We start from the raw sequence: 20685 nt of genomic DNA on the forward strand, positions 1-20685 counted from the left end.
TTCTGTTGGTGATTATATCAGCGAGGTCAGAGATGCCAACTGTGAAATTTCGATATGCGGCAGCAAACGGCTATCTGCAGTCTGCATCAGGTCGGCATTTTCCGGTTTGATCCAGCAAGCCTGCATACCGCAACGAATGGCACCGGCGACGTCTGTCGTCAGGTCATCACCAACATGCAGGATTTCCCCCACAGGCAGATTCAGTTTTTCCGCGGCCAGCGAGTACATATCGCTGAACGGTTTTGATCGCCCATCCGGGCCCGCACGCAGCACAAACTCAAAGTAATCCCCCAGACCAAACAGCTCTGGTTGCGCATTACCGTTGGTGATCGCCACCAGCGGCCATTTGCGAGCCAGGGCCTTTAACGTGTCATGCGTTGTCTGCGGGACGTCAATACGGCTACGCCATTTGGCGAAATTCATCATCGCCGCGTTCGCCCCCATCAGCGCCTCTGCTGTCGACAGCCCAGCTTCCAGCATAGCGCGCTCGACGGCACGATGACGCCATTGGGTAACATCGTGGTAGATTTCCGGCTCAGCGTCGCGCACAACCTGGCGTAAGCGCTGGAGGTCGCTATTTTGTAACGCGCGCAGCGCGGGATGGTAATTTTGGACAAAAGCGAGCGCTTCCTGCTCGGTGCGTGTGATAACGGGACGGTTATCGTAAAGGGTGTCATCAAGGTCAAAGGTGAGCGCAGAAATGTGCCCCAAAGGCCGGTAAAAACGCATTATTTCCCCCGTTTGGCGCGTGGATGCGCCGCATCGTACACTGAAGCCAGGTGTTGAAAATCAAGATGGGTATAGATTTGGGTCGTTGAGAGGTTGGCATGTCCCAATAACTCCTGCACACCGCGAAGATCGCCGCTCGACTCCAGCATATGTGTCGCAAAAGAGTGGCGCAATTTGTGGGGATGTACGTGGCTGTTCAGCCCCTGCTTGATACCCCATTCAGCAAAGCGTTTCTGCACGTTCCGCGCAGAGATGCGTTTGCCCAGTTTTGACAGGAACAGCGCATCTTCATCGCTGCCAAACAGTCCGCGCAGATCCAACCAGTGCTCAATCCACGTCACCGCATTGCGGCCAATCGGCAGACGGCGTTCTTTACTGCCCTTGCCCATCACCCACACTTCGCCAGTATCAAGATCGAGATGTTTAATATCCAGCCCAACCAGTTCAGACAGACGCAGCCCTGCGCCGTACATCACTTCTAACATTGCCCGGTCGCGCACGGCGAGGGGATCGTTGAGATCGATATCCAGCAGGCGATTAACATCATCAACATCAATATTTTTAGGTAAATGGCGCGGCGCTTTCGGCGCGGAAACACTTTTTGCCGGATTAGCGTTCAGCTCGCCCTGATTAACCATCCAGTCGAAGAAACTGCGCAGTGCAGACAGGCGCAACGCCAGACTGGCAGGTCCCAGCCCTTTACGGCGACTACGTACGGCAAAACTACGAACCATGAGCGCATCACACTGCTGCCAGCTTTGCAGACCGGTTTCTCCGGCTAACGCAATGATGGCATCAAGCTGACGCTGATAATTTAGCAATGTGATCGGGCTAAGCTGGCGCTCAACGCCCAGATAACGTAAAAAGCGCGTCACATCCTGAGAAAGAGGTGAATCGGTCATACGCGTTCAATCCAACGCTCCAGCAGTTCCGGCAACATCAGCGAAATTTCCTGCAATAACTGCGTGCCCTGCCCCTGCTGGTAATGATTGGCATCACGGCTACTGAACAACATGACACCAAGTGAGCCATCTTGCCCCAACATCGACATTGCCACCGAGCCGATGGCTTTCGCTTCCGGCATCATGATTAACAGTTCCGGGCCGTGGAGTGGTCCAAGGTAGTGCTGTGACTGACCAAGACGCTGAATGCGCAGCGGTTCGAAAGCCTGACGGCTTAATGCCAGATGGGTAAATTTCGAGGGAGCACCAAGTCGCCAGCGATCCGGAAACAGACGAACCGTCGCTCCCGCCAGCCCTAACTCACGCGCCCAGCGATGAAGTCGCATCAGCATGTCATCGAGACTGTTCGCGGACACCAGTCGTCCTTGCAGATTTAACAGTCGATAGAACAGGCTTTCGTTGGCATTCGCTTGTTCCATCAACAACGCCATGTTCTCTTCCAGCACGTTGATATGATTACGTGCCCGAGCCATATGCCATTCAACTAAAGAGACCGTGCCCCGCACCGGGTGCGGGACGCGCATCGCTTCAACCGCTTGAGCATTACGGATAAAAAACTCAGGATTACGTTGCAGATAATCGACGACCGCCCGGTCGTCCAGTTCCATGAGCGTTTCCTGTAGTTCTTCCCCTGGTTGCTTCATAAGTGAATAAATCCGTCGTAGACATGTGCCGCCGGGCCAGTCATATATAACGGATGACCCGGACCTTTCCAGGCGATATCAAGTCGACCGCCCGGTAATTCCACCCTCACTTCATCTGCCAGCAGGCCCTGCTGAATACCGACAGCGACAGCCGCACACGCGCCGCTGCCACAAGCCTGTGTTTCACCTGCGCCACGCTCATAAACACGCAGTCGGATATGCTCACGTTTGACCACTTGCATAAAGCCGATATTGGCGCGCTCAGGGAAGCGTTCATGGCTTTCCAGAACCGGTCCCAGAGTTTCCACCGTGGCCGTATCAACATCATCAACCTGAATCACGCAATGCGGATTCCCCATTGAAACCACGCCGCACAATACTGTCTGCTCGGCCACTCGCATAATATAGGTCTTCTCTGCTTTATTGGCACGAAAAGGGACCTGCGAGGGTTCAAAGTTGGGTTCTCCCATGTTGACCCGCACCAGCTCATCGTCCGTTACGCTTAATACCATGCGGCCATTCGCGGTACTGACACGAATATCACGCTTATTCGTCAACCCTTTCAGGCGCACAAAACGGGCAAAGCAACGAGCGCCATTTCCACACTGCGAGACTTCACTGCCATCAGCATTGAAAATGCGGTAATGGAAATCCAGCTCCGGATCGTAAGGCGGCTCGACGACCAGTAATTGATCGAACCCAACACCCAGATGCCTGTCAGACAAACGACGGATCAGCTCGGGTGAGAAAAAGACATTCTGCGTTACCGCGTCGACGACCATAAAATCGTTGCCAAGGCCATGCATTTTAGAGAATTGCATTGTTTACTCCGTTCACGCGGGTACAGAAACTTACCGTCAGTAATTCACCTGAGAAGGTCCATCACTGATTCCACGATCGTTTTTATCCGGCGTCGTAGATTGTGCTGGCGACTGAATGCTCTTCGTCGGAGGCGGCGCGTTTTTGTCTGCTGGCGGGAAATAGAGAGGTCCCTTCAGACCACAGCCCGTCAGGCTGAACAGTGTAAAAAGTACAGCGAGTGCCTGAAACACGTTTTTCATTATGGATTGCCTGTAAGTTCATGCTTTCTGTTTTCTATCATCGCAGGAGAAGGCGTAAAAGCAAGAGTTTGGCTAAAAACTGCAACGTGATTTATTCCGCGTTATACTGCGACCATCACGAAAAACAGGATAAAAAAATGAACGACAGTGAATTTCATCGCCTTGCCGACACCCTGTGGATGGCCATTGAAGAGCGTCTGGACGACTGGGACGGCGACAGCGATATCGATTGTGAGATCAACGGTGGCGTACTGACTATCAGCTTCGAAAATGGCAGCAAAATTATCATTAACCGTCAGGAACCGCTGCACCAGGTATGGTTGGCCACTAAACAGGGCGGTTACCATTTTGACCTGAAAGGCGACGAGTGGATTTGCGACCGCAGCGGCGAAACGTTCTGGGATCTGCTGGAACAGGCTGCTACGCTGCAGGCGGGTGAAGAGGTGAGCTTCCGTTAAGTTTTAGTGCCGGATGCGCCTCGCTTATCCGGCCTACTCTGGCCCGATAAGCGTCATGCATCCGGGAAAGTTAACTCACGAGAAATACTGCTGCAACAGCGGCGTGTCGTTATCCTGACTGGTTTGTGGGACTGGACTAATCGGCTGGGTGCGGAAGGGGATCACCTGCGCGCGCCCGTCAGTTTTCACAATCTGATAAAACTGCGGCAGGTTAAAGTTGATAAAACTGGAGCCGTAAGTGAAGCGATCGTGCGACGATGAATAGAAGCGGCTGACATCCCGCACCAGCTCTTCTTTACTGCCTTCACAGTGGTGATACACCTCGACACGGTTACTCTCGTCCAGAATGTAGATGTTAAAGCCCTGCTCATCACCCGTCTCTTCAAAAAAGAACTGAATGATCCCTTCGCTGGCAAAACCGTCCACCACCGACGGCAATTTCACATGGTTGGTCTCAACCTGAACGGAAAGACCGTGCAATTTGTTGTGCGAAATCGCGCCATAGAATTCAATGGCGTTTTCCAGTTTCTGCACCGAGACGTTCAGACGTTCGAAGAACAGGCCCCACGTCTGACCGGAAACACGCAGCGCTTTGAAGCGCCCAGTTTCCTGGCGCGTACTGGACAGGCGCAGTTCGATGCACTCAGACACCAGTTGCTGGACACGCGTGCGGATTAAACCACGCAAATGCTGGCTGTAACAGAACACGTCAACGCTATCCGGTGGCGCGGCATCCTGATGCATTTTGCCCAGAATCGTTTTTAACGCTTCAATCATCGCCTGCTCGCCGTTGAAGTGCAGGGTTCGCACTTCATTCCACGAGTTGCGATACAGCAGATCTACGCTACCCACCAGACAATTTTGCTCTTCGCCAAAGCTAAAGACATCCAGCTTACGGAAATCAAAATGCACGACCTGATTGCGGAACGCCGCCGTCGGGTCATATTCGAGGTTGACGATAATTGCCAGATGGCGAATTTCGCACGGGCTGTACAGCGCTTTCGGCGTTGGTGCCGGCAGACGCAGCGGGAAGTGGTGCGAGACATCGGCGACCATCTCCTGCAGCTTCGGCAAGTCGACAATACCGTTACCCTTAATAAACAAATGCGTACGCGATGTCAGCAGGCCGTTAAACCATGCCCACGCCACCAGCTTATTGAGATAGCGGTTATATTCCAGCGGCTGATGGCTGATGATCGAATCCATGTTAGGCGCGCGGTTGTAGAGATACCAACCCGAACGGTTGGCGCGACCTGGCGGCACGTGGATAAAGGTCAGATTGGGTTCTGAGAGATCCGGTGAGATCTGCGGGTTCACCAGCGTCACTTTGCCGGGCAAGGCTTCAAATGCGGCATACAGCTTACGGGTCAGCACGCCAATATCCTGCGGACTGGCGCTGACGCTAAGATTGTTGCGGCGCGCAAAACGAATCAAATTACGATAGCTCTGCATCATTGCATCGAGCAGTTCGTTGTGCGCTTCGCGTACCTGGTCAATTTTCCAGTTAGCGCGGTTATCCAGCATTGTCAGGCGGGCTTCATCCCAACCCCACTCTTGTACTAACTGACTTAACACTTCACGACGCCAGCCCACGCAGGCGCGTTCACGGCTCAGTTTCTCACAGACTTTTAAGTAGAAACATCGACGCACTAAATCAAGACGTGTTGGGTCCTCAATCGCAGTGAGGTACTCGGTTACACGTTCCAACATCATGCAGTATGGGTCGAGACCAAAAGAGACAATCTCGCCGTCGTGCAGGCGCTGTTTAATGTCTTTCGCCAACAGGCGTGGATTGGGGTATTCCCAGGAATAGGCTTCCAGCAGCAGCGTTTTCAGCACCGCTTTGTACGGGGAATCGATACTCTTGTACAACTGCCAGAGGCTGGCACCAAAGTACTCTTCGGCGGAAAGCGAACTGAGTCCACCCAAATCCAGCCATTCGTTTGGCGTTAACACCCCCTGCGCGTAGAGCGTCATGACGTAATCGTCGTAATGCTCTTCTTCATCGCCAGGCACCATATTCCACAGAATACGTTTACCTGCGAGGCGCACAGCGGTGCGATAGAATTCATCAAGCAGCAGGATATGCTGCGTCGAGCCACAGTCTTCACCACCCAGACTGCCGCTTTCATTATGGCGGAAACGGTTTTCATCAATCAGGAAGAAACTGACTTCCACGCCCAGCGAGGCGGCCCAACTTTCCAGCAGGCTGCATTTACGTTGCAGCAACTGCCGCTCTTCGCTATCCAGCCAGGATTGATGGCAGACCCAAATATCGAGGTCAGAGGAACAGCTTTGCCCTACGGAAGAGGTGCTGCCCATAGAGTAAACGCCGGTGATCGGCAGTTCGCCCTTTGGAGGGTCCTGCGGTGACATACCGCGGTACAGTTCCAGCTCATTCAGGTAGTGGCGTTGGGTTTCATCAGGCGTGTAAAAGCATATGCCTTTGGGAACGTTACCATCGAGGTAACCCGGCATCAGTGGGTGGTGGTAGTGCAATAATGTCGGCAGCAGACTGTATACCTGCTGGAAGGCAGGTCCCATGGCAGCAAGCGCGCGATCCACACGCAGTTGATTTATGGCATCCAGTCTCTGTTTCAGAGTCTCAATATAGAGGTACAAGACGTATCGCCTGATGTTGCTATCCATCATGTTGTCGATTGCTGCGGCGCAAGCGCTCATCAACAATCTTCAGCAATTCGGATAAACCGTATGTCAAAAATAACCGTTACCGTTTTTTCACCCCTATTTTTTTAGGGAGTACAGCCGAAAAAATGGTCTAAAACGTGATCAATTTAACACCTTGCTCATTGACCGTAAAGAAAGATGCGCTACATACAAGTGTAGCACCGTTCGTTACGTGTAAATTCCTTCATACGGTCGGGAGGTTTCTCGTCATTAATCACTGCCAGTGATGATGCAGCGCCTTTTCCTCTCACTTACGTTTGAGCGTAACGCTGACATCCCTTTGATAAGGATGTTAGGATGGTCAATGATTGATAATGACGGTAACAAGCATGTTAGACAATGTTTTGAGAATTGCCACACGCCAAAGCCCCCTTGCGCTCTGGCAGGCACATTATGTCAAAGACGCCTTAATGGCAAACCACCCCGGTCTGGTCGTTGAACTGGTTCCCATGGTGACCCGTGGCGACGTGATTCTGGATACCCCACTGGCAAAAGTCGGGGGTAAGGGCTTGTTTGTTAAAGAGTTGGAAGTCGCGCTACTGGAAAAACGCGCAGATATCGCCGTGCATTCCATGAAGGATGTGCCGGTCGAATTTCCTGAAGGTCTTGGGCTGGTCACTATTTGCGAGCGTGAAGATCCGCGTGATGCTTTCGTCTCAAATAAATACAACACGCTGGATGAGCTGCCAGCAGGGAGCATCGTTGGAACGTCCAGCTTACGTCGCCAGTGCCAATTGGCAAAACAGCGCCCGGATCTCATCATCCGCTCGCTGCGCGGCAACGTAGGTACTCGCCTGAGCAAACTGGACAACGGTGACTACGACGCCATTATTCTGGCCGTCGCTGGATTAAAACGCTTAGGGCTGGAGTCGCGAATCCGCGCAGCACTGGCACCAGAAGTTTCTCTGCCTGCGGTCGGACAAGGCGCTGTGGGTATCGAATGTCGACTCGACGATCAGCGCACTCAGGCACTGTTAGCGCCACTCAACCATGAAGAAACAGTCCTGCGCGTAAAAGCAGAACGTGCCATGAACACCCGCCTCGAAGGGGGATGCCAGGTTCCTATCGGCAGCTATGCGGAACTCATCAACGGTGAGATTTGGCTACGCGCGTTAGTCGGTGCGCCAGATGGTTCACAGATGGTATGTGGAGAACGTCGTGGCGCTGCGCAGGATGCGGAAAAAATGGGTATATCTCTGGCAGAAGAGCTGCTGGAAAACGGTGCACGCGCCATTCTGGCGGAAGTTTATAACGGAGATGCCCCCGCATGAGTATTCTGGTCACCCGCCCATCTCCCGCTGGGGAAGAGTTAGTGAGCCGTCTGCGCACACTGGGGCAGGTGGCCTGGAGTTTTCCGCTTATTGAGTTCGCGCCGGGCCGGGAACTGCCAACGCTGGCTCCCCGTCTTTCGGCGCTCACCGAAAACGATCTGGTTTTTGCTCTCTCACAGCACGCCGTGACCTTTGCCGATGCTCAACTTCAGCGGCAAGGGGTAAGTTGGTCCACTCTCCCGCGCTATTTTGCCATCGGCCGTACAACGGCGCTGGCGTTGCACACCGTGAGCGGATGCAATATTCACTATCCGTTGGATCGGGAAATTAGCGAAGTCTTGCTACAATTACCTGAATTACAAAATATTGCGGGAAAACGCGCGCTGATTTTACGTGGCAACGGCGGTCGGGAGTTGATCGGTGAAACCCTGATAACGCGCGGAGCCGATGTTGATTTTTGTGAATGTTATCAACGCAGTGCAAAACATTACGATGGCGCAGAGGAAGCGATGCGCTGGCAATCACGCGGTGTGAAAACAGTGGTTGTCACCAGCGGAGAGATGCTACAGCAGCTCTGGGCGCTTATTCCGCAGTGGTATCGTGAGCACTGGTTACTACGCTGTCGGCTGCTGGTCGTCAGTGAGCGTCTGGCGAACCTCGCCCGGGAACTGGGCTGGCAAGATATTAAGGTCGCTGATAACGCCGACAACGATGCGCTACTACGCGCATTACAATAACTCTCATAATGGGATGCCATAATGACGGAACAAGAAAAAACCTCCGCCGTGGTTGAAGAGACCAGGGAGGCCGTGGACACCACATCACAGCCAGTCAACAACACTGAAAAAAAGAGTAAGAACAGTACCGCACTGATTCTGAGCGCTGTGGCGATTGCTATTGCGCTGGCGGCAGGCGTGGGGCTGTATGGCTGGGGGAAGCAGCAGGCCACTACGCAGACAGCAACCAGTGATGCGCTGGCAAACCAGCTCATGGCGCTGCAAAAAGCGCAAGAAACCCAAAAGACTGAGCTGGAAGGAATTATTAAGCAGCAGGCAACACAGCTGGATGAAGCCAATCGCCAGCAGACTGCGCTGGCCAAACAGCTTGATGAGGTTCAGCAAAAAATCGCCACTATATCCGGAAGCGATGCCAAAACCTGGCTGCTGGCGCAGGCCGATTTTCTGGTGAAACTGGCGGGGCGTAAATTATGGAGCGATCAGGACGTTACCACCGCCGCAGCGTTGCTGAAAAGCGCCGACGCCAGCCTGGCTGACATGAATGACCCCAGTTTAATTGCCGCTCGTCGCGCGATTACCGACGATATCGCCAGCCTCTCTGCGGTCACTCAGGTCGACTATGACGGCATTATCCTCAAGGTAAACCAGCTCGCTAACCAAATTGATAACCTGCGTCTGGCTGATAACGATACCGATGATTCACCGATGGATTCGGACAGCAGCGAGCTTTCCAGCTCCATTAGCGAATGGCGCGTCAATCTACAAAAAAGCTGGCAGAACTTTATGGACAGCTTTATCACCATTCGCCGTCGTGATGAAACCGCCGTCCCGCTACTGGCGCCAAACCAGGATGTTTACTTACGTGAGAACATCCGCTCACGCCTGCTCGTAGCGGCGCAAGCCGTACCTCGCCATCAGGAAGAAACATACCGCCAGGCGCTGGAAAATGTCTCCACGTGGGTTCGCGCCTATTACGACACTGACGATGCAGCGACAAAAGCGTTCCTTGAAGAGGTCGATCAACTGAGCCAGCAAAGCATCAGCATGGACGTACCGGAAACACTTCAGAGCCAGGCTGTTCTTGAGAAGCTAATGCAGACTCGCGTGCGTAATTTGCTGGCCCAGCCATCCACATCACCGGCTGAAGCCGCACCTGCACCAGTACCTCAGGCAGATGCTCCGGCAACCGCGCCGCAGGGAGAATAATGATGCTAAAAGTATTATTACTCTTTGTGCTGTTGATCGCCGGGATCGTCGTTGGTCCGATGATTGCTGGTCATCAGGGTTATGTTCTGATCCAGACGGATAACTACAACATCGAAACCAGCGTGACAGGTCTGGTGATCATTCTGATCGTCGCAATGGTTATTCTTTTTGCGATTGAGTGGCTGCTGCGCCGTATATTCCGTACGGGTGCGCATACCCGCGGCTGGTTTGTGGGGCGTAAACGCCGTCGTGCGCGCAAGCAGACCGAGCAGGCGCTGCTTAAACTGGCAGAAGGCGACTATCAGCAGGTTGAAAAGCTGATGTCAAAAAATGCCGATCACGCAGAACAACCGGTGGTGAATTACCTTCTGGCGGCAGAAGCGGCTCAGCAGCGTGGTGATGAAGCTCGCGCTAATCAACACCTTGAACGCGCAGCCGAACTCGCCGGAAATGATACGATCCCGGTCGAAATCGCCCGTGTTCGTTTGCAGCTGGCCCGTAATGAAAACCATGCCGCACGCCACAGTGTAGACAAACTGCTGGAAGTGACGCCACGCCATCCGGAAGTCTTGCGCCTGGCTGAACAGGCTTACATTCGCACCGGTGCGTGGAGTTCTTTGCTGGATATCATTCCATCAATGGCGAAAGCGCATGTGGGTGATGAAGAACACCGTGCGATGCTGGAACAGCAGGCATGGGTGGGTCTGATGGATCAGGTTCGCGCCGATCAGGGCAGCGAGGGATTACGCGCATGGTGGAAAAATCAGAGCCGTAAGACTCGTCAGCAGGTTGCCCTACAGGTGGCGATGGCAGAACATCTGATTGAGTGTGACGATCACGATACGGCACAGCAAATCATCATCGATGGTCTGAAACGTCAGTATGACGACCGCCTGGTGCTGCCGATCCCACGTCTGAAAACCAACAACCCGGAACAGATAGAAAAAGTGCTGCGCCAGCAAATTAAAGTGGTGGGCGACCGCCCACTGCTGTGGAGTACGCTTGGTCAGTCATTGATGAAGCACGGTGAATGGCAGGAAGCTACGCTCGCCTTCCGTGCCGCGCTTAAACAACGCCCGGATGCATACGACTACGCCTGGCTTGCTGACGCGCTGGACAGACTACATCAGCCAGAAGAGGCCGCAACAATGCGTCGTGATGGCCTGATGTTGACGCTGCAGAACAACAATCCCCCGCAGTAATTCCCCCTTGCCCGGTGGCGCTTCGCCTACCGGGCCTACCGCATACACAAAATCATTCCGGACGGATATGCATAAAAAAACGCCCGCTCTTTTGGAGCAGGCGCTAAACAGGTCTGTATGACAACATAAATGGGTGCTTCACTCAACGTTATGTCCATGGTGTTTGATGAAGCTAAAGCGACATCTGTCAGTGGACGATAAGCACCGTAAACGGCTCTGCATCATTCCTGAGTTTATGAGGCCTGATGGCGAACATAAGAGATGGAATGAGCATCTACACGCATATTATTACACAGCGTATGTGGTGATTGCACTGTAAAAACCAGGGATTGCGGCTTTTTAAGACTTCATGACATTTGGGGGAGAAGAGGTACAAAAGTGAGGAACAGAAAACAAAAAACCCCGCCGAAGCGGGGTTCAAAATTGGTCGGCGAGAGAGGATTCGAACCTCCGACCCACTGGTCCCAAACCAGTTGCGCTACCAAGCTGCGCTACTCGCCGTTTTACTGCTTTTTGAATTTTTAGTTCAATTCTTTAAGTCGTGGTGCGAGGGGGGGGACTTGAACCCCCACGTCCGTAAGAACACTAACACCTGAAGCTAGCGCGTCTACCAATTCCGCCACCTTCGCATTTCACAACTTTAAATTAATGGGGTGGCTAATGGGATTCGAACCCACGACAACTGGAATCACAATCCAGGGCTCTACCAACTGAGCTATAGCCACCACTGCAAATCTTTTACGCGGTATTAAAACCACCGCAGCTCTGGCACCCTACTAAATGGTGCGCCCGACAGGATTCGAACCTGAGACCTCTGCCTCCGGAGGGCAGCGCTCTATCCAGCTGAGCTACGGGCGCTTAGCGCCGTTGCGGGGCTGGATATTACGGAGGTCTCGGTCTGCTGTCTAGTGCTTTTTTAAAATAAATTATCGTTTGGTCACGCTTTGTGCGTTTTGTCGCTTATTCCTCCAGTTTTTGGGCTACACCATGGCGATTCAGGCCAAAAACCTTATAAATGAGCGTTACTGCCAACAGGAAGCCAATGCCAACAAAAAGCGACATTCGGGTATCTTCATTAAAGTACATCCCAATTAATACGCAAATCAGGAATGCCATCGTCAAATAATTCGCCCACGGGAACAGAATGGAACGGAACGGATGGCTGGCTATCGCTTCCTTATGAGCCTGACGGAAACGCAACTGGCTTATCAGGATCACAAACCACGGAACCATGCCCGGCAACACGCTGGCGCTATAGACATAAACGAACACCCGCTGCGGATTGGGAATGATGTAGTTCAGGCACGAGCCAATCAGCAGGATCACGATAGAAATCGCCACACCAGCGACTGGCACTCCGTGACGAGAGACTTTTCCGACGGCGGCAGGTAATTGGCGGTTCTTTGCCAGCGCATAGAGCATACGGCCACAGCTGTACATCCCGCTGTTACAGCCAGATAGCGCGGCCGTCAGGACCACAAAGTTGATAATCCCAGCGGCTGCCGTAATACCAATCTTGGCAAAAGTGAGAACGAACGGGCTGCCGTTACTACCAATCTCATTCCACGGGAAGATAGTGACGATAACAAAAATCGCACCTACGTAGAAAATCAGAATACGCCACAGAACCTTACCCACGGCGCTACGTAGCGTGACCTGCGGGTTTTTAGCCTCACCTGCCGTGATGCCGATAAGCTCCACGCCCTGATAGGAAGCAACAACAATACACAGTGCTGTCAGGAACCCTTTCCAGCCCCCCGCGAAGAAGCCGCCATGCTCGGTCAAATTGCCAAAGCCAATCGCCTGACCACCATTACCAAAACCGAAGAAAATAACCCCTACGCCAATGACAATCATCACAATGATGGTGGTCACTTTAATCATAGCAAACCAGAATTCGATTTCACCATACAAGCGAACTGCTGCCAGGTTTGCCAGCGCTACCAGACCCACCGCAATCAACGCGGGTATCCATTGCGCCATTTCCGGGAACCAGAACTGCACGTAGACCCCAATGGCGGTAATCTCCGAGATCCCCACCGCCATCCACATAAACCAATATGACCATGCGGTAAGATAGCCAAAGAAGGGACTCATATAACGGTGAGCGTAAACGGCGAATGAGCCAGTGACCGGCTCCAGGAACAACATCTCCCCCATGGAACGCATGATGAAGAAGACGAACAGCCCAGCGACGATATACGCCAGCAGAACCGATGGTCCAGCCCATTTCAGGGTACTGGCAGCCCCCATAAACAGTCCGACACCAATGGTCCCCCCAAGGGCTATCAATTCGATATGACGAGCCTCCAGCCCACGCTGTAGCTCAGATTTATTCTCTGCCATAGATCCTCTTGTTGTGATTGCATTGTTTCCGGTATTTCCGGTTATCGTTATGGGTACATCGTTTTTTTGCCATAACAGGCCATTCAGCACCGACCGCTTACGGTTGGCACCAAAAACACCACGGCACTGCAATGATTGTTGCGAATGGTTTCTTAAAATCGTCTAAATGGCAATTAAAGCATTCAAAAAATGAATAGATTGTGCGAGAAAGCAGCGATTATGTTGTGAATAAGTAGCGCGTTTAGCATAACGCGCTACTGAACAACGCAGAGGTGATGTCAGAGATTGCCGGTATAGTGCCAGCGGAGATAACGTAATAAACGAAGTTGGCGGGTGATACGACTCGGTTGCAGCAGCAAGCGATACAGCCACTCCAATCCCAGGCTCTGCCAGAATTTGGGCGCGCGCTTTACATGCCCGGTAAACACATCGTAGGTGCCGCCCACGCCCATATACAGCGCATGCGGATGGACCTGGCGGCAATCACGCATAAAAATTTCTTGTTTCGGCGATCCCATCGCCACGGTAACAAGCTGTGCGCCGCTGGCATGAATACGCTCAAACAGCGCCTGACGCTGATCGGCGGTAAAATAGCCGTCCTGACTGCCAACAATATTGACGTGCCATTGTGCACGCAGTTTTGCCTCTGTTTGTGTCAGAACATCAGGCTTACCGCCAACCAGGAATACGGGCGTTCCTTCCTTCCCTGCGCGTGCCATCAGCGCTTCCCAGAGATCGGCCCCCGCCACACGTGATACCTGAGCCTGCGGGAATTTTTTACACACGGAACGCACCACGCTGATCCCATCCGCATATTTAAACTCAGCGGCCTCGATCAACGTCCGAACCTCTGGGTTATCTTCCGCTGTCAGCATTTTCTCGGCGTTAATCGCTACCAGCGTCCCCTGCCTGAGGCGTCCCTCAGCAAACAGGTAATTCAGCGCATGCTGCATATCGCGCCAGCCAATCAGTTCTAATCCGCGCAGTGAATACAGCGGCGCAGTTGTGTTATCTGTCATTACGATCCTTCAACCTGTGTCCGGGGCACCGACTTTATTCGTTTATGGATGAGTCCCGCACTATCAAACAGCCAGTACAACAATTTTGCCACCAACAGACAGACGCCGAAAATCACGAGGAAAAAGACAACTCGCGAGACAAACGAATCTAACCCTTCACGTGCCAAAACGATCATATTAAAAATGGCGCCGAAACAGAAACTGTGCAAAATCGCTGACTTATAGCGATTAGTCTCCCGGTTACCTAATTCATACAACCAGTCGAACCATTTAATAATTAGGCCGACCACAATCGCACCTAACGGTATAAACAAGGCACCGCCCATCACCACCAGCGAACCAATCAGCGTCGGGGAGATAGCCAGGCCCGAGTGGTTGTTCAGCACTTCCCAGGTAAAATAGTTCGCGGAATTGAGCACAATGCTCGGTCGGCCCGGCCACAGCCAGGACGGTATAAAGACGTAGAAATCACGGACGATAGGCGCCAGCCCCTGAAACTCAATATTGTGGTAATTTTGCAGCAATAGCGCCAAATTCTCCCACGGCGAGAAGGTATCGCGCGTGAGGTACAGGAAAGTATAGAACGCCTCATCACCGCTGACGTTCATCCCGTAGCGCTTCAGCGCCAGCCAGAACATCCCGACAATACCCAGTACACCCGCGGCGGCCAGCATCCATAGTGAAATCCAGCCACGAATAATGCCGATAAACAGGAAAATGGCAAACGCGATAATAATATTGGCGCGGGTTCCGCCAACAATCATGTACGTCAGCAAACCAAATGCAACGGTACTTACCAGGAAGAACAACCACGCTTTGCTGTCCTGACGCAGGAAGTAGACCACCAGCATCGCCGGAATGAAGAAGTAGAAGAAGCGTTTCAGAGCCACTCCGGATACTTCACTGGAGAAAATCTGGCTATAGGATTGCAGCCTGAATAGCAGGAAACCGTTGTGCATAAAGAAAATGCCCACGCTCACCAACGCAATCGCCATCAGGATAATCCAGGTCAAATGTGCTTCAACGCGATTGATCGTAAACAGCGGTCTGCGCGTTCTCTCCGGGCTCCGTTTCCGCAGACGTGTTTTATAGGTCACATAGTACACTGCGTAGAAACAGGCAGCAGACAGCAACGCCTGCAGCAGAATTTCCGGCGGGGCCACCGCCACATCAAAGCGAAAGACCAGCACGCTGGTCAACGGGAAACCAAAGAAAAACGTCAATAAAAACAGCAATGAAAAGAAGACATTGAAGTTAAACCGCACGCGTCGGAATTCAAACCAGGTCAGCGTGGCGATAAACAAAGTAGAGAGTAGCCACACCACCAGCAGACCGCTGAATTGCATCAGACTCATACGGTTTCTCCTGAGGCAATGCGCAGCGCGTTATGCCACGGTTGCAGATAATTCGGGCTAAAGAAAGTAATTGCACTTTTATCAACCGATGCCAGCTGGCGCTGCGCTTCGCGTACAATACCTTCATTGAGTACATCTGTCGTAAACAGAACCGGGATATTTTGCTCTGCCATATCCTGCCAGAATGGGTTTTCACGGTTGAGCACGCACGGAATCCCCGCCTGAATCAGCAGACACAATGTACCAATCCCCTGTTGACGGGCAAAAATAAAGTAACCCAGATCGCACTGACGCAGTAGCGCCAGATAGTCATCAAATTCCAGCTTTTCGCTGAGAATTTGCAGATTATCGGCGCTAAATAACGCCAAACCCGCCTGGCGTACTTCATCAATATAGCCAGCATTATTTGCCGGGTAACCCATTGGCACAATCACATTCACCGTATCACCAAACTGCTGATGAACAGCGCGTAGCGCGGCTACATGCTCATTACTGCGATCGCCAGAGTTTCCGACCAGGATCGTCATTTTCCCGCGTGGCAGACGCTCGTTGCTCATATTGTTCAGCGACGGATCCATACGCGTTGGGAAATAGAGCAATTCCCCACGGACACGCGGATGCTGCTCAGCGAAATAGCTCAGATCGCCTCGCGTGGCAAAGACACATCCCACGCGGTTTTGCGCTATTCGACGAATTGGGTAAAACAGACGGAATTTCAGCCCACTGGAGACTTCATACAGATCGGCCCCCCAAATATGCCAGTAAAACTGCTCAGGTTTAATCCCCCCGCTCAGCAATGCCAGCCACAGGCTAGTATTGAACTGCCCGTGAAAGAAGAAATGCTGCTGGCGATCCGTCTTAGCTTTGGCGATAACGGCCTCTGCCAGCGCCTTTTTTCCGCCGTAGAAACTCAGTGATAACGCCGGGTAGCTCTCGCTTAATCCCGTATCCTGACCAGCAACCATAAACACGCGCGCGTGCTCACTTGTTACGGCCAACGCGTCGTTGAAGAACCGCAGCACGGTTTGGTTATGGTGAGGGATATCCGATCCCAGAACGTGAATCAGTACAGTCATACCCGCCTACGCCAGAGTAAAAACACGCCACAACAAAGAGAAAAATAGACGATGTACGTTGCCATATAGGCCTGTGCCGCGCCGAGAGCACCGTGCGCGGGGATCAACCAGTGGGCAAATGCCGTCAACAAAATGAACTGGCTAATCTCGGCCAGAATATAAAACCGCAGCGAGGCCTTCGCGATCACCAGATAGCCAAATACGTAGGCACCTACTTTCAGAACATCCCCCACCAATTGCCAGGCAAATAAATCACGCATGGCGGTGAATTTAGCGGAGAAAAGCAGCCAGATAGCAAAATCACGTAACAGCCAGACGGTAAAACTCGCGGCGGCAACTGCCGGCAATACAAATTTCAGCGACTTGATAACTTCACGCGCGATGTCGCGCTTTTCAGTCAGGCGAGACAGTGTTGGCAGTAGATACACACTGAATGAAGCAGTAATAAATTGCAGGTACGCATCAGAGATACTGCTCACCCCCTGCCAGATCCCCACGTCATCCCAGCTGTATTGCGCCGCCAATAGGTTTCGCATCATCACATACGCCACTGGTAGCGTCACAGAGGTAATGAGCGCCATCAACGTAAACTTGCTGAGTTGCCCTGCCAGGCCGTTGTCCCAGGAAGGTTTCAGATATTGCACAGGGAGGGTTCCACGCTTGATCAGCATAAGCATGGCGGGCACCACCACCAGCGCTGGCACCAGCGCCAGCCCCAACAAGGCACCTTCGTATCCGCCCAACCGATAGCAGCCGTAGTAGGCCACGACGCCGACCAGGCTGCCAATAATCAGCGATAGCGCATTACCTGCTGCATCACGGAATCCTTTCATCAACGCCAGCAACAGGTTTGCCCAGGCAATCCCCATCTGTACCAGCGCAACCAGGCGTACCAACCCCTGAAAATGCGTATGCCCAAACAATCCCTGACTGATTGGCGCGGCTGCCAGCAAGAAAATCGCCGCCATCAGCGTAGAGAATCCCAGCACCATTGCGGATGATGTCCCCACCACCTTACGCAACCGCGCCGGATCATCATGGTGCTGAGCAACGTATTTCGTGACGCCGTTGAAAATCCCAGCGCCCGCCAACACGCCAAGCACGGTGACCATCTGGCGGAAGTTTCCCGCCTGGCCCACACCCGCAGGGCCGAAAGAGACCGCCAGCAGTTTTACCACCAACAAACCCGCACCAATTTTTACCAGCGTACTGGTAGCCGTCCACAAGGACGCTTTAGCCAGCGACATATCAGGAAAAGTAGTTGAGTAAGGTCGTAATCACTGTGCGCTGGTTAACCGGCGACAGGTTGTAAAACAGCGGCAGACGCAACAGACGTTCACTTTCTTTGGTGGTATAACGATCGACTCCGGAAAACACACCAAATTTATCGCCAGCCGGACAATCATGCAGCGGAATATAATGGAATACCGCCATAATTTCGGCTTCTTTCAGGAAGTTAATCAACGCCGTGCGATCATCAATATCACGCAGCTTGATATAAAACATATGGGCATTCTGCGCACAACCTTCCGGGATGACGGGTAAATCAATGCGCCCGGCGCGCGCCAGCGGTTCGAGGGCATCATAATAATTCTGCCACAGTACCAGTCGCTGATGATTAATACGCTCTGCCGCTTCCAGTTGCGCCCACAGATAGGCAGCCTGGAGATCGGACATCAAATAACTGGAGCCAATATCACGCCAGGTATATTTATCAACCTGACCGCGGAAAAATTGACTGCGATTCGTCCCCTTTTCACGGATGATTTCTGCACGTTCAACTAATTTACGGTCGTTGATCAGCGTCGCCCCGCCTTCACCGCCTGCGGTATAGTTTTTGGTCTCATGGAAGCTAAAGCAGCCAATATGCCCAATGGTCCCCAGCGCACGGCCTTTGTAGGTCGACATTACGCCCTGAGCAGCATCTTCCACCACGAACAGGTTGTACTGTGACGCCAACGCCATAATGGTATCCATTTCACAGGCAACCCCGGCGTAGTGCACCGGCACAATAGCGCGGGTTTTCTCAGTAATCGCCGCTTCAATCAGCGTTTCATCAATGTTCATGGTATCCGGGTGGATATCGACAAAGACGATTTTTGCGCCACGCAGCACGAATGCATTCGCGGTAGATACAAATGTGTAGCTGGGCATGATGACTTCATCGCCGGGCTGGATGTCCAGCAATAATGCCGCCATCTCCAGTGACGCGGTACAGGATGGCGTCAGCAGCACTTTCTCACTGCCAAAATGCTGCTCCAGCCATTGCTGGCAACGACGGGTAAAACCGCCATCGCCACACAGCTTACCGCTGCTCATCGCTGACTGCATGTATTCAAGCTCGGTTCCCACCACCGGCGGCGCATTAAATGGAATCATTTTGTCACCTGTATAACCAGTACGCGGTGCTTTCCACATTTGCACCACTCTGTATATAACGTTTAAGCGCGGCGGTGTTGCCCATCTGGGTCGCCACCCGCAATGTTGTTTTACCGCGAGCCTGCGCCCAGCAAAGCGCAGCCTGCATGAGTTCTGCACCCGCACCACGACCAGCCAGCAGGCCAATACGTGCATCAGTATCATTGACGTCACGTAGTGAGACATAACCGCGAATCCCACCAGTCTGTGTGCGAAAAATGAGGCACTGATGATCGAACGTACCCAGCACAGCGTTTTCTATCCACTGTGCATAAAAACGCGCACTGGCCTCCACGGGATACCACGGTGCGCGGAAACGACTTTGGGCGAACGCCTCTCCAGCCAGTTGACGCAGTAGCGGAATATCCGCAGCTTGTGCCACCTGAGCACCGGGATTTTCACGGGCACACGTAACCGGCAGAACAAAGTCCATTTCACCTTCTACCAGTGAAAAACCCAGCTGCTGTAAAGCATCTATTTCATTCGTATTTGCAGCATGAATTTTTGCCTGCACCCGGTCCCAGCGCTGTAAGACTTCTGCGGTCAGGATCGGTGCATGCGGGTCAAACCGTACGATGGCGCTATTCACACCAAAGAACGTATTTTCCCAATCCAGAGACTCAATACTGGCGCGGACGGGCACGGAGAAGCTCCAGCAAATATTGGCCGTAGCCTGTTTTAGCCAGCGAGCTGGCGGCACGTCTTACGCCTTCATCATCCAGCCAGCCATTACGCCATGCGATCTCTTCCAGACAGGCGATTTTAAAGCCCTGACGTTTCTCTACCGTCTGCACAAAAGTGCTCGCTTCAATCAGACTGTCGTGCGTACCGGTATCCAGCCAGGCAAAGCCACGGCCAAGCAATTCAACGGTCAGATTGCCATCGTCAAGGTACATCTGGTTAATGGAGGTAATTTCCAGTTCCCCACGCTCAGAAGGTTTCACACGCTTTGCGTATTCCACTACCTTGCTGTCGTAGAAATAGAGTCCTGTCACCGCCCAGTTTGATTTTGGTTCTTTCGGCTTCTCTTCCAGCGAGACTGCCCGAAAATTGTCATCGAACTCCACCACACCGAAACGCTCAGGATCCATCACCTGATAGCCAAATACTGTCGCACCTGCCGTGCGGGCGGCAACGTGGCGTAATTTTGGACTAAATCCCTGGCCAAAGAAGATATTGTCCCCAAGCACCAGACATGACGGTTCGCCGTTAAGGAACGTTTCACCAATAATGAACGCCTGTGCTAAACCATCCGGACTGGGCTGCTCCGCATAGTGCAATTCAATACCGAACTCAGAGCCATCCCCCAGCAAACGCTGGAAATACCCTTTATCTTCCGGTGTCGTAATAATTAGGATCTCGCGAATTCCCGCCAGCATCAGTACCGATAGCGGGTAATAGATCATGGGCTTATCGTAAATAGGCAATAACTGCTTCGATACGCCGCGCGTAATGGGGTACAGGCGAGTACCTGAGCCACCAGCCAGAATGATACCTTTCATATGATCCCTCC

General features: G+C 52.7%; 19 protein-coding genes and 4 tRNA genes. 5 read left to right on the top strand and 18 right to left on the bottom strand.

All coding sequences use genetic code 11. The features are described 5' to 3' along the window. Window positions 1-12 precede the first annotated feature (12 nt). Genes yigB through lptM form a run of 5 tightly spaced genes read right to left on the bottom strand, consistent with a single transcriptional unit; the run spans window position 13 to window position 3396 of the window. On the bottom strand, window positions 13-729 hold the full coding sequence (yigB, locus tag QMN38_RS22795) for a 5-amino-6-(5-phospho-D-ribitylamino)uracil phosphatase YigB (RefSeq protein WP_323606115.1): 717 nt from the start codon (window positions 727-729) through the stop codon (window positions 13-15). Beyond that, entirely contained in the window at window positions 729-1631 is a 903-nt protein-coding gene (xerC, locus tag QMN38_RS22800) for a tyrosine recombinase XerC (RefSeq protein WP_271441010.1), read from the bottom strand. Before xerC ends, yigB begins: the two co-directional genes overlap by 1 nt. Further along, complete coding sequence (locus tag QMN38_RS22805) at window positions 1628-2335, bottom strand: DUF484 domain-containing protein (RefSeq protein WP_271441009.1); 708 nt, start codon at window positions 2333-2335, stop codon at window positions 1628-1630. Before QMN38_RS22805 ends, xerC begins: the two co-directional genes overlap by 4 nt. After that, complete coding sequence (gene dapF / locus QMN38_RS22810) at window positions 2332-3156, bottom strand: diaminopimelate epimerase (protein ID WP_040230073.1); 825 nt, start codon at window positions 3154-3156, stop codon at window positions 2332-2334. The genes QMN38_RS22805 and dapF overlap by 4 nt, the downstream gene beginning before the upstream one ends. Before the next feature lie 36 nt (window positions 3157-3192). Then, a complete protein-coding gene (gene lptM / locus QMN38_RS22815; protein WP_005133315.1) occupies window positions 3193-3396 on the bottom strand; it encodes an LPS translocon maturation chaperone LptM in 204 nt (67 codons plus the stop codon). Between the two features lie 137 nt (window positions 3397-3533). Between lptM and cyaY the strand changes: the two genes are divergently transcribed. Continuing rightward, entirely contained in the window at window positions 3534-3854 is a 321-nt protein-coding gene (cyaY, locus tag QMN38_RS22820; RefSeq protein WP_323606117.1) for an iron donor protein CyaY, read from the top strand. Window positions 3855-3929: 75 nt separating this feature from the next. Here cyaY and cyaA read toward each other — a convergent pair whose 3' ends face one another. After that, window positions 3930-6476 (bottom strand): class I adenylate cyclase, encoded by a 2547-nt coding sequence (gene cyaA / locus QMN38_RS22825; protein WP_202039645.1) that lies wholly within the window; start codon window positions 6474-6476, stop codon window positions 3930-3932. Between the two features lie 395 nt (window positions 6477-6871). Between cyaA and hemC the strand changes: the two genes are divergently transcribed. The 4 genes from hemC to hemY are packed head-to-tail and all read left to right on the top strand — an operon-like array spanning window position 6872 to window position 10958. Continuing rightward, window positions 6872-7813 carry a hydroxymethylbilane synthase gene (gene hemC, locus QMN38_RS22830; RefSeq protein WP_323606119.1) on the top strand — a complete coding sequence of 314 codons (942 nt, stop codon included), beginning with the start codon at window positions 6872-6874 and terminating at the stop codon, window positions 7811-7813. Beyond that, a complete protein-coding gene (hemD, locus tag QMN38_RS22835) occupies window positions 7810-8550 on the top strand; it encodes a uroporphyrinogen-III synthase (RefSeq protein ID WP_271441006.1) in 741 nt (246 codons plus the stop codon). The genes hemC and hemD overlap by 4 nt, the downstream gene beginning before the upstream one ends. Before the next feature lie 21 nt (window positions 8551-8571). Then, window positions 8572-9756: a uroporphyrinogen-III C-methyltransferase gene (gene hemX / locus QMN38_RS22840; RefSeq protein ID WP_271441005.1), complete on the top strand. Its 1185-nt coding sequence runs from the start codon at window positions 8572-8574 to the stop codon at window positions 9754-9756. Window positions 9757-9758: 2 nt separating this feature from the next. Next, complete coding sequence (hemY, locus tag QMN38_RS22845; protein ID WP_271441037.1) at window positions 9759-10958, top strand: protoheme IX biogenesis protein HemY; 1200 nt, start codon at window positions 9759-9761, stop codon at window positions 10956-10958. Between the two features lie 424 nt (window positions 10959-11382). Here the strand turns inward: hemY and QMN38_RS22850 are convergent. The 12 genes from QMN38_RS22850 to rfbA form a co-directional block, all read right to left on the bottom strand. After that, a tRNA-Pro gene (locus tag QMN38_RS22850) sits at window positions 11383-11459 on the bottom strand. Window positions 11460-11500: 41 nt separating this feature from the next. Further along, window positions 11501-11587: transfer RNA gene (locus QMN38_RS22855), tRNA-Leu, on the bottom strand. 20 nt (window positions 11588-11607) lie between these two features. Beyond that, window positions 11608-11683: transfer RNA gene (locus tag QMN38_RS22860), tRNA-His, on the bottom strand. 56 nt (window positions 11684-11739) lie between these two features. After that, window positions 11740-11816: transfer RNA gene (locus QMN38_RS22865), tRNA-Arg, on the bottom strand. 102 nt (window positions 11817-11918) lie between these two features. Further along, window positions 11919-13304, bottom strand: coding sequence for a bifunctional threonine/serine APC transporter ThrP (thrP, locus tag QMN38_RS22870; RefSeq protein ID WP_271449827.1), 1386 nt, complete (start codon window positions 13302-13304; stop codon window positions 11919-11921). A gap of 278 nt (window positions 13305-13582) precedes the next feature. Further along, window positions 13583-14323 (bottom strand): lipopolysaccharide N-acetylmannosaminouronosyltransferase, encoded by a 741-nt coding sequence (wecG, locus tag QMN38_RS22875; protein ID WP_005133328.1) that lies wholly within the window; start codon window positions 14321-14323, stop codon window positions 13583-13585. After that, entirely contained in the window at window positions 14323-15678 is a 1356-nt protein-coding gene (gene wzyE, locus QMN38_RS22880) for an ECA oligosaccharide polymerase (RefSeq protein WP_271449828.1), read from the bottom strand. Before wzyE ends, wecG begins: the two co-directional genes overlap by 1 nt. Next, window positions 15675-16754 carry a TDP-N-acetylfucosamine:lipid II N-acetylfucosaminyltransferase gene (locus tag QMN38_RS22885; protein WP_323606122.1) on the bottom strand — a complete coding sequence of 360 codons (1080 nt, stop codon included), beginning with the start codon at window positions 16752-16754 and terminating at the stop codon, window positions 15675-15677. The genes wzyE and QMN38_RS22885 overlap by 4 nt, the downstream gene beginning before the upstream one ends. Further along, window positions 16751-18001, bottom strand: coding sequence for a lipid III flippase WzxE (gene wzxE / locus QMN38_RS22890; protein WP_323606124.1), 1251 nt, complete (start codon window positions 17999-18001; stop codon window positions 16751-16753). Before wzxE ends, QMN38_RS22885 begins: the two co-directional genes overlap by 4 nt. Window position 18002: 1 nt before the next feature. Then, the gene (gene rffA, locus QMN38_RS22895) at window positions 18003-19133 is read right to left on the bottom strand and encodes a dTDP-4-amino-4,6-dideoxygalactose transaminase (protein WP_040230067.1); all 1131 of its coding nucleotides are present in this window, start codon (window positions 19131-19133) and stop codon (window positions 18003-18005) included. A gap of 4 nt (window positions 19134-19137) precedes the next feature. Further along, window positions 19138-19815: a dTDP-4-amino-4,6-dideoxy-D-galactose acyltransferase gene (rffC, locus tag QMN38_RS22900; protein WP_323606127.1), complete on the bottom strand. Its 678-nt coding sequence runs from the start codon at window positions 19813-19815 to the stop codon at window positions 19138-19140. Beyond that, the gene (rfbA, locus tag QMN38_RS22905; protein WP_271449832.1) at window positions 19793-20674 is read right to left on the bottom strand and encodes a glucose-1-phosphate thymidylyltransferase RfbA; all 882 of its coding nucleotides are present in this window, start codon (window positions 20672-20674) and stop codon (window positions 19793-19795) included. Before rfbA ends, rffC begins: the two co-directional genes overlap by 23 nt. Window positions 20675-20685 lie beyond the last annotated feature (11 nt).

It is taken from the genome of Citrobacter sp. R-1.5.2, from assembly GCF_035064245.1.
Taxonomy (GTDB): domain Bacteria; phylum Pseudomonadota; class Gammaproteobacteria; order Enterobacterales; family Enterobacteriaceae; genus Citrobacter.

Coding starts and splice junctions, on each gene's coding strand:
- yigB (WP_323606115.1), bottom strand. CDS start 729: ATGCGTTTTTACCGGCCTTTGGGGCACATTTCTGCGCTCACCTTTGAC.
- xerC (WP_271441010.1), bottom strand. CDS start 1,631: ATGACCGATTCACCTCTTTCTCAGGATGTGACGCGCTTTTTACGTTAT.
- QMN38_RS22805 (WP_271441009.1), bottom strand. CDS start 2,335: ATGAAGCAACCAGGGGAAGAACTACAGGAAACGCTCATGGAACTGGAC.
- dapF (WP_040230073.1), bottom strand. CDS start 3,156: ATGCAATTCTCTAAAATGCATGGCCTTGGCAACGATTTTATGGTCGTC.
- lptM (WP_005133315.1), bottom strand. CDS start 3,396: ATGAAAAACGTGTTTCAGGCACTCGCTGTACTTTTTACACTGTTCAGC.
- cyaY (WP_323606117.1), top strand. CDS start 3,534: ATGAACGACAGTGAATTTCATCGCCTTGCCGACACCCTGTGGATGGCC.
- hemC (WP_323606119.1), top strand. CDS start 6,872: ATGTTAGACAATGTTTTGAGAATTGCCACACGCCAAAGCCCCCTTGCG.
- hemD (WP_271441006.1), top strand. CDS start 7,810: ATGAGTATTCTGGTCACCCGCCCATCTCCCGCTGGGGAAGAGTTAGTG.
- hemX (WP_271441005.1), top strand. CDS start 8,572: ATGACGGAACAAGAAAAAACCTCCGCCGTGGTTGAAGAGACCAGGGAG.
- hemY (WP_271441037.1), top strand. CDS start 9,759: ATGCTAAAAGTATTATTACTCTTTGTGCTGTTGATCGCCGGGATCGTC.
- thrP (WP_271449827.1), bottom strand. CDS start 13,304: ATGGCAGAGAATAAATCTGAGCTACAGCGTGGGCTGGAGGCTCGTCAT.
- wecG (WP_005133328.1), bottom strand. CDS start 14,323: ATGACAGATAACACAACTGCGCCGCTGTATTCACTGCGCGGATTAGAA.
- wzyE (WP_271449828.1), bottom strand. CDS start 15,678: ATGAGTCTGATGCAATTCAGCGGTCTGCTGGTGGTGTGGCTACTCTCT.
- QMN38_RS22885 (WP_323606122.1), bottom strand. CDS start 16,754: ATGACTGTACTGATTCACGTTCTGGGATCGGATATCCCTCACCATAAC.
- wzxE (WP_323606124.1), bottom strand. CDS start 18,001: ATGTCGCTGGCTAAAGCGTCCTTGTGGACGGCTACCAGTACGCTGGTA.
- rffA (WP_040230067.1), bottom strand. CDS start 19,133: ATGATTCCATTTAATGCGCCGCCGGTGGTGGGAACCGAGCTTGAATAC.
- rfbA (WP_271449832.1), bottom strand. CDS start 20,674: ATGAAAGGTATCATTCTGGCTGGTGGCTCAGGTACTCGCCTGTACCCC.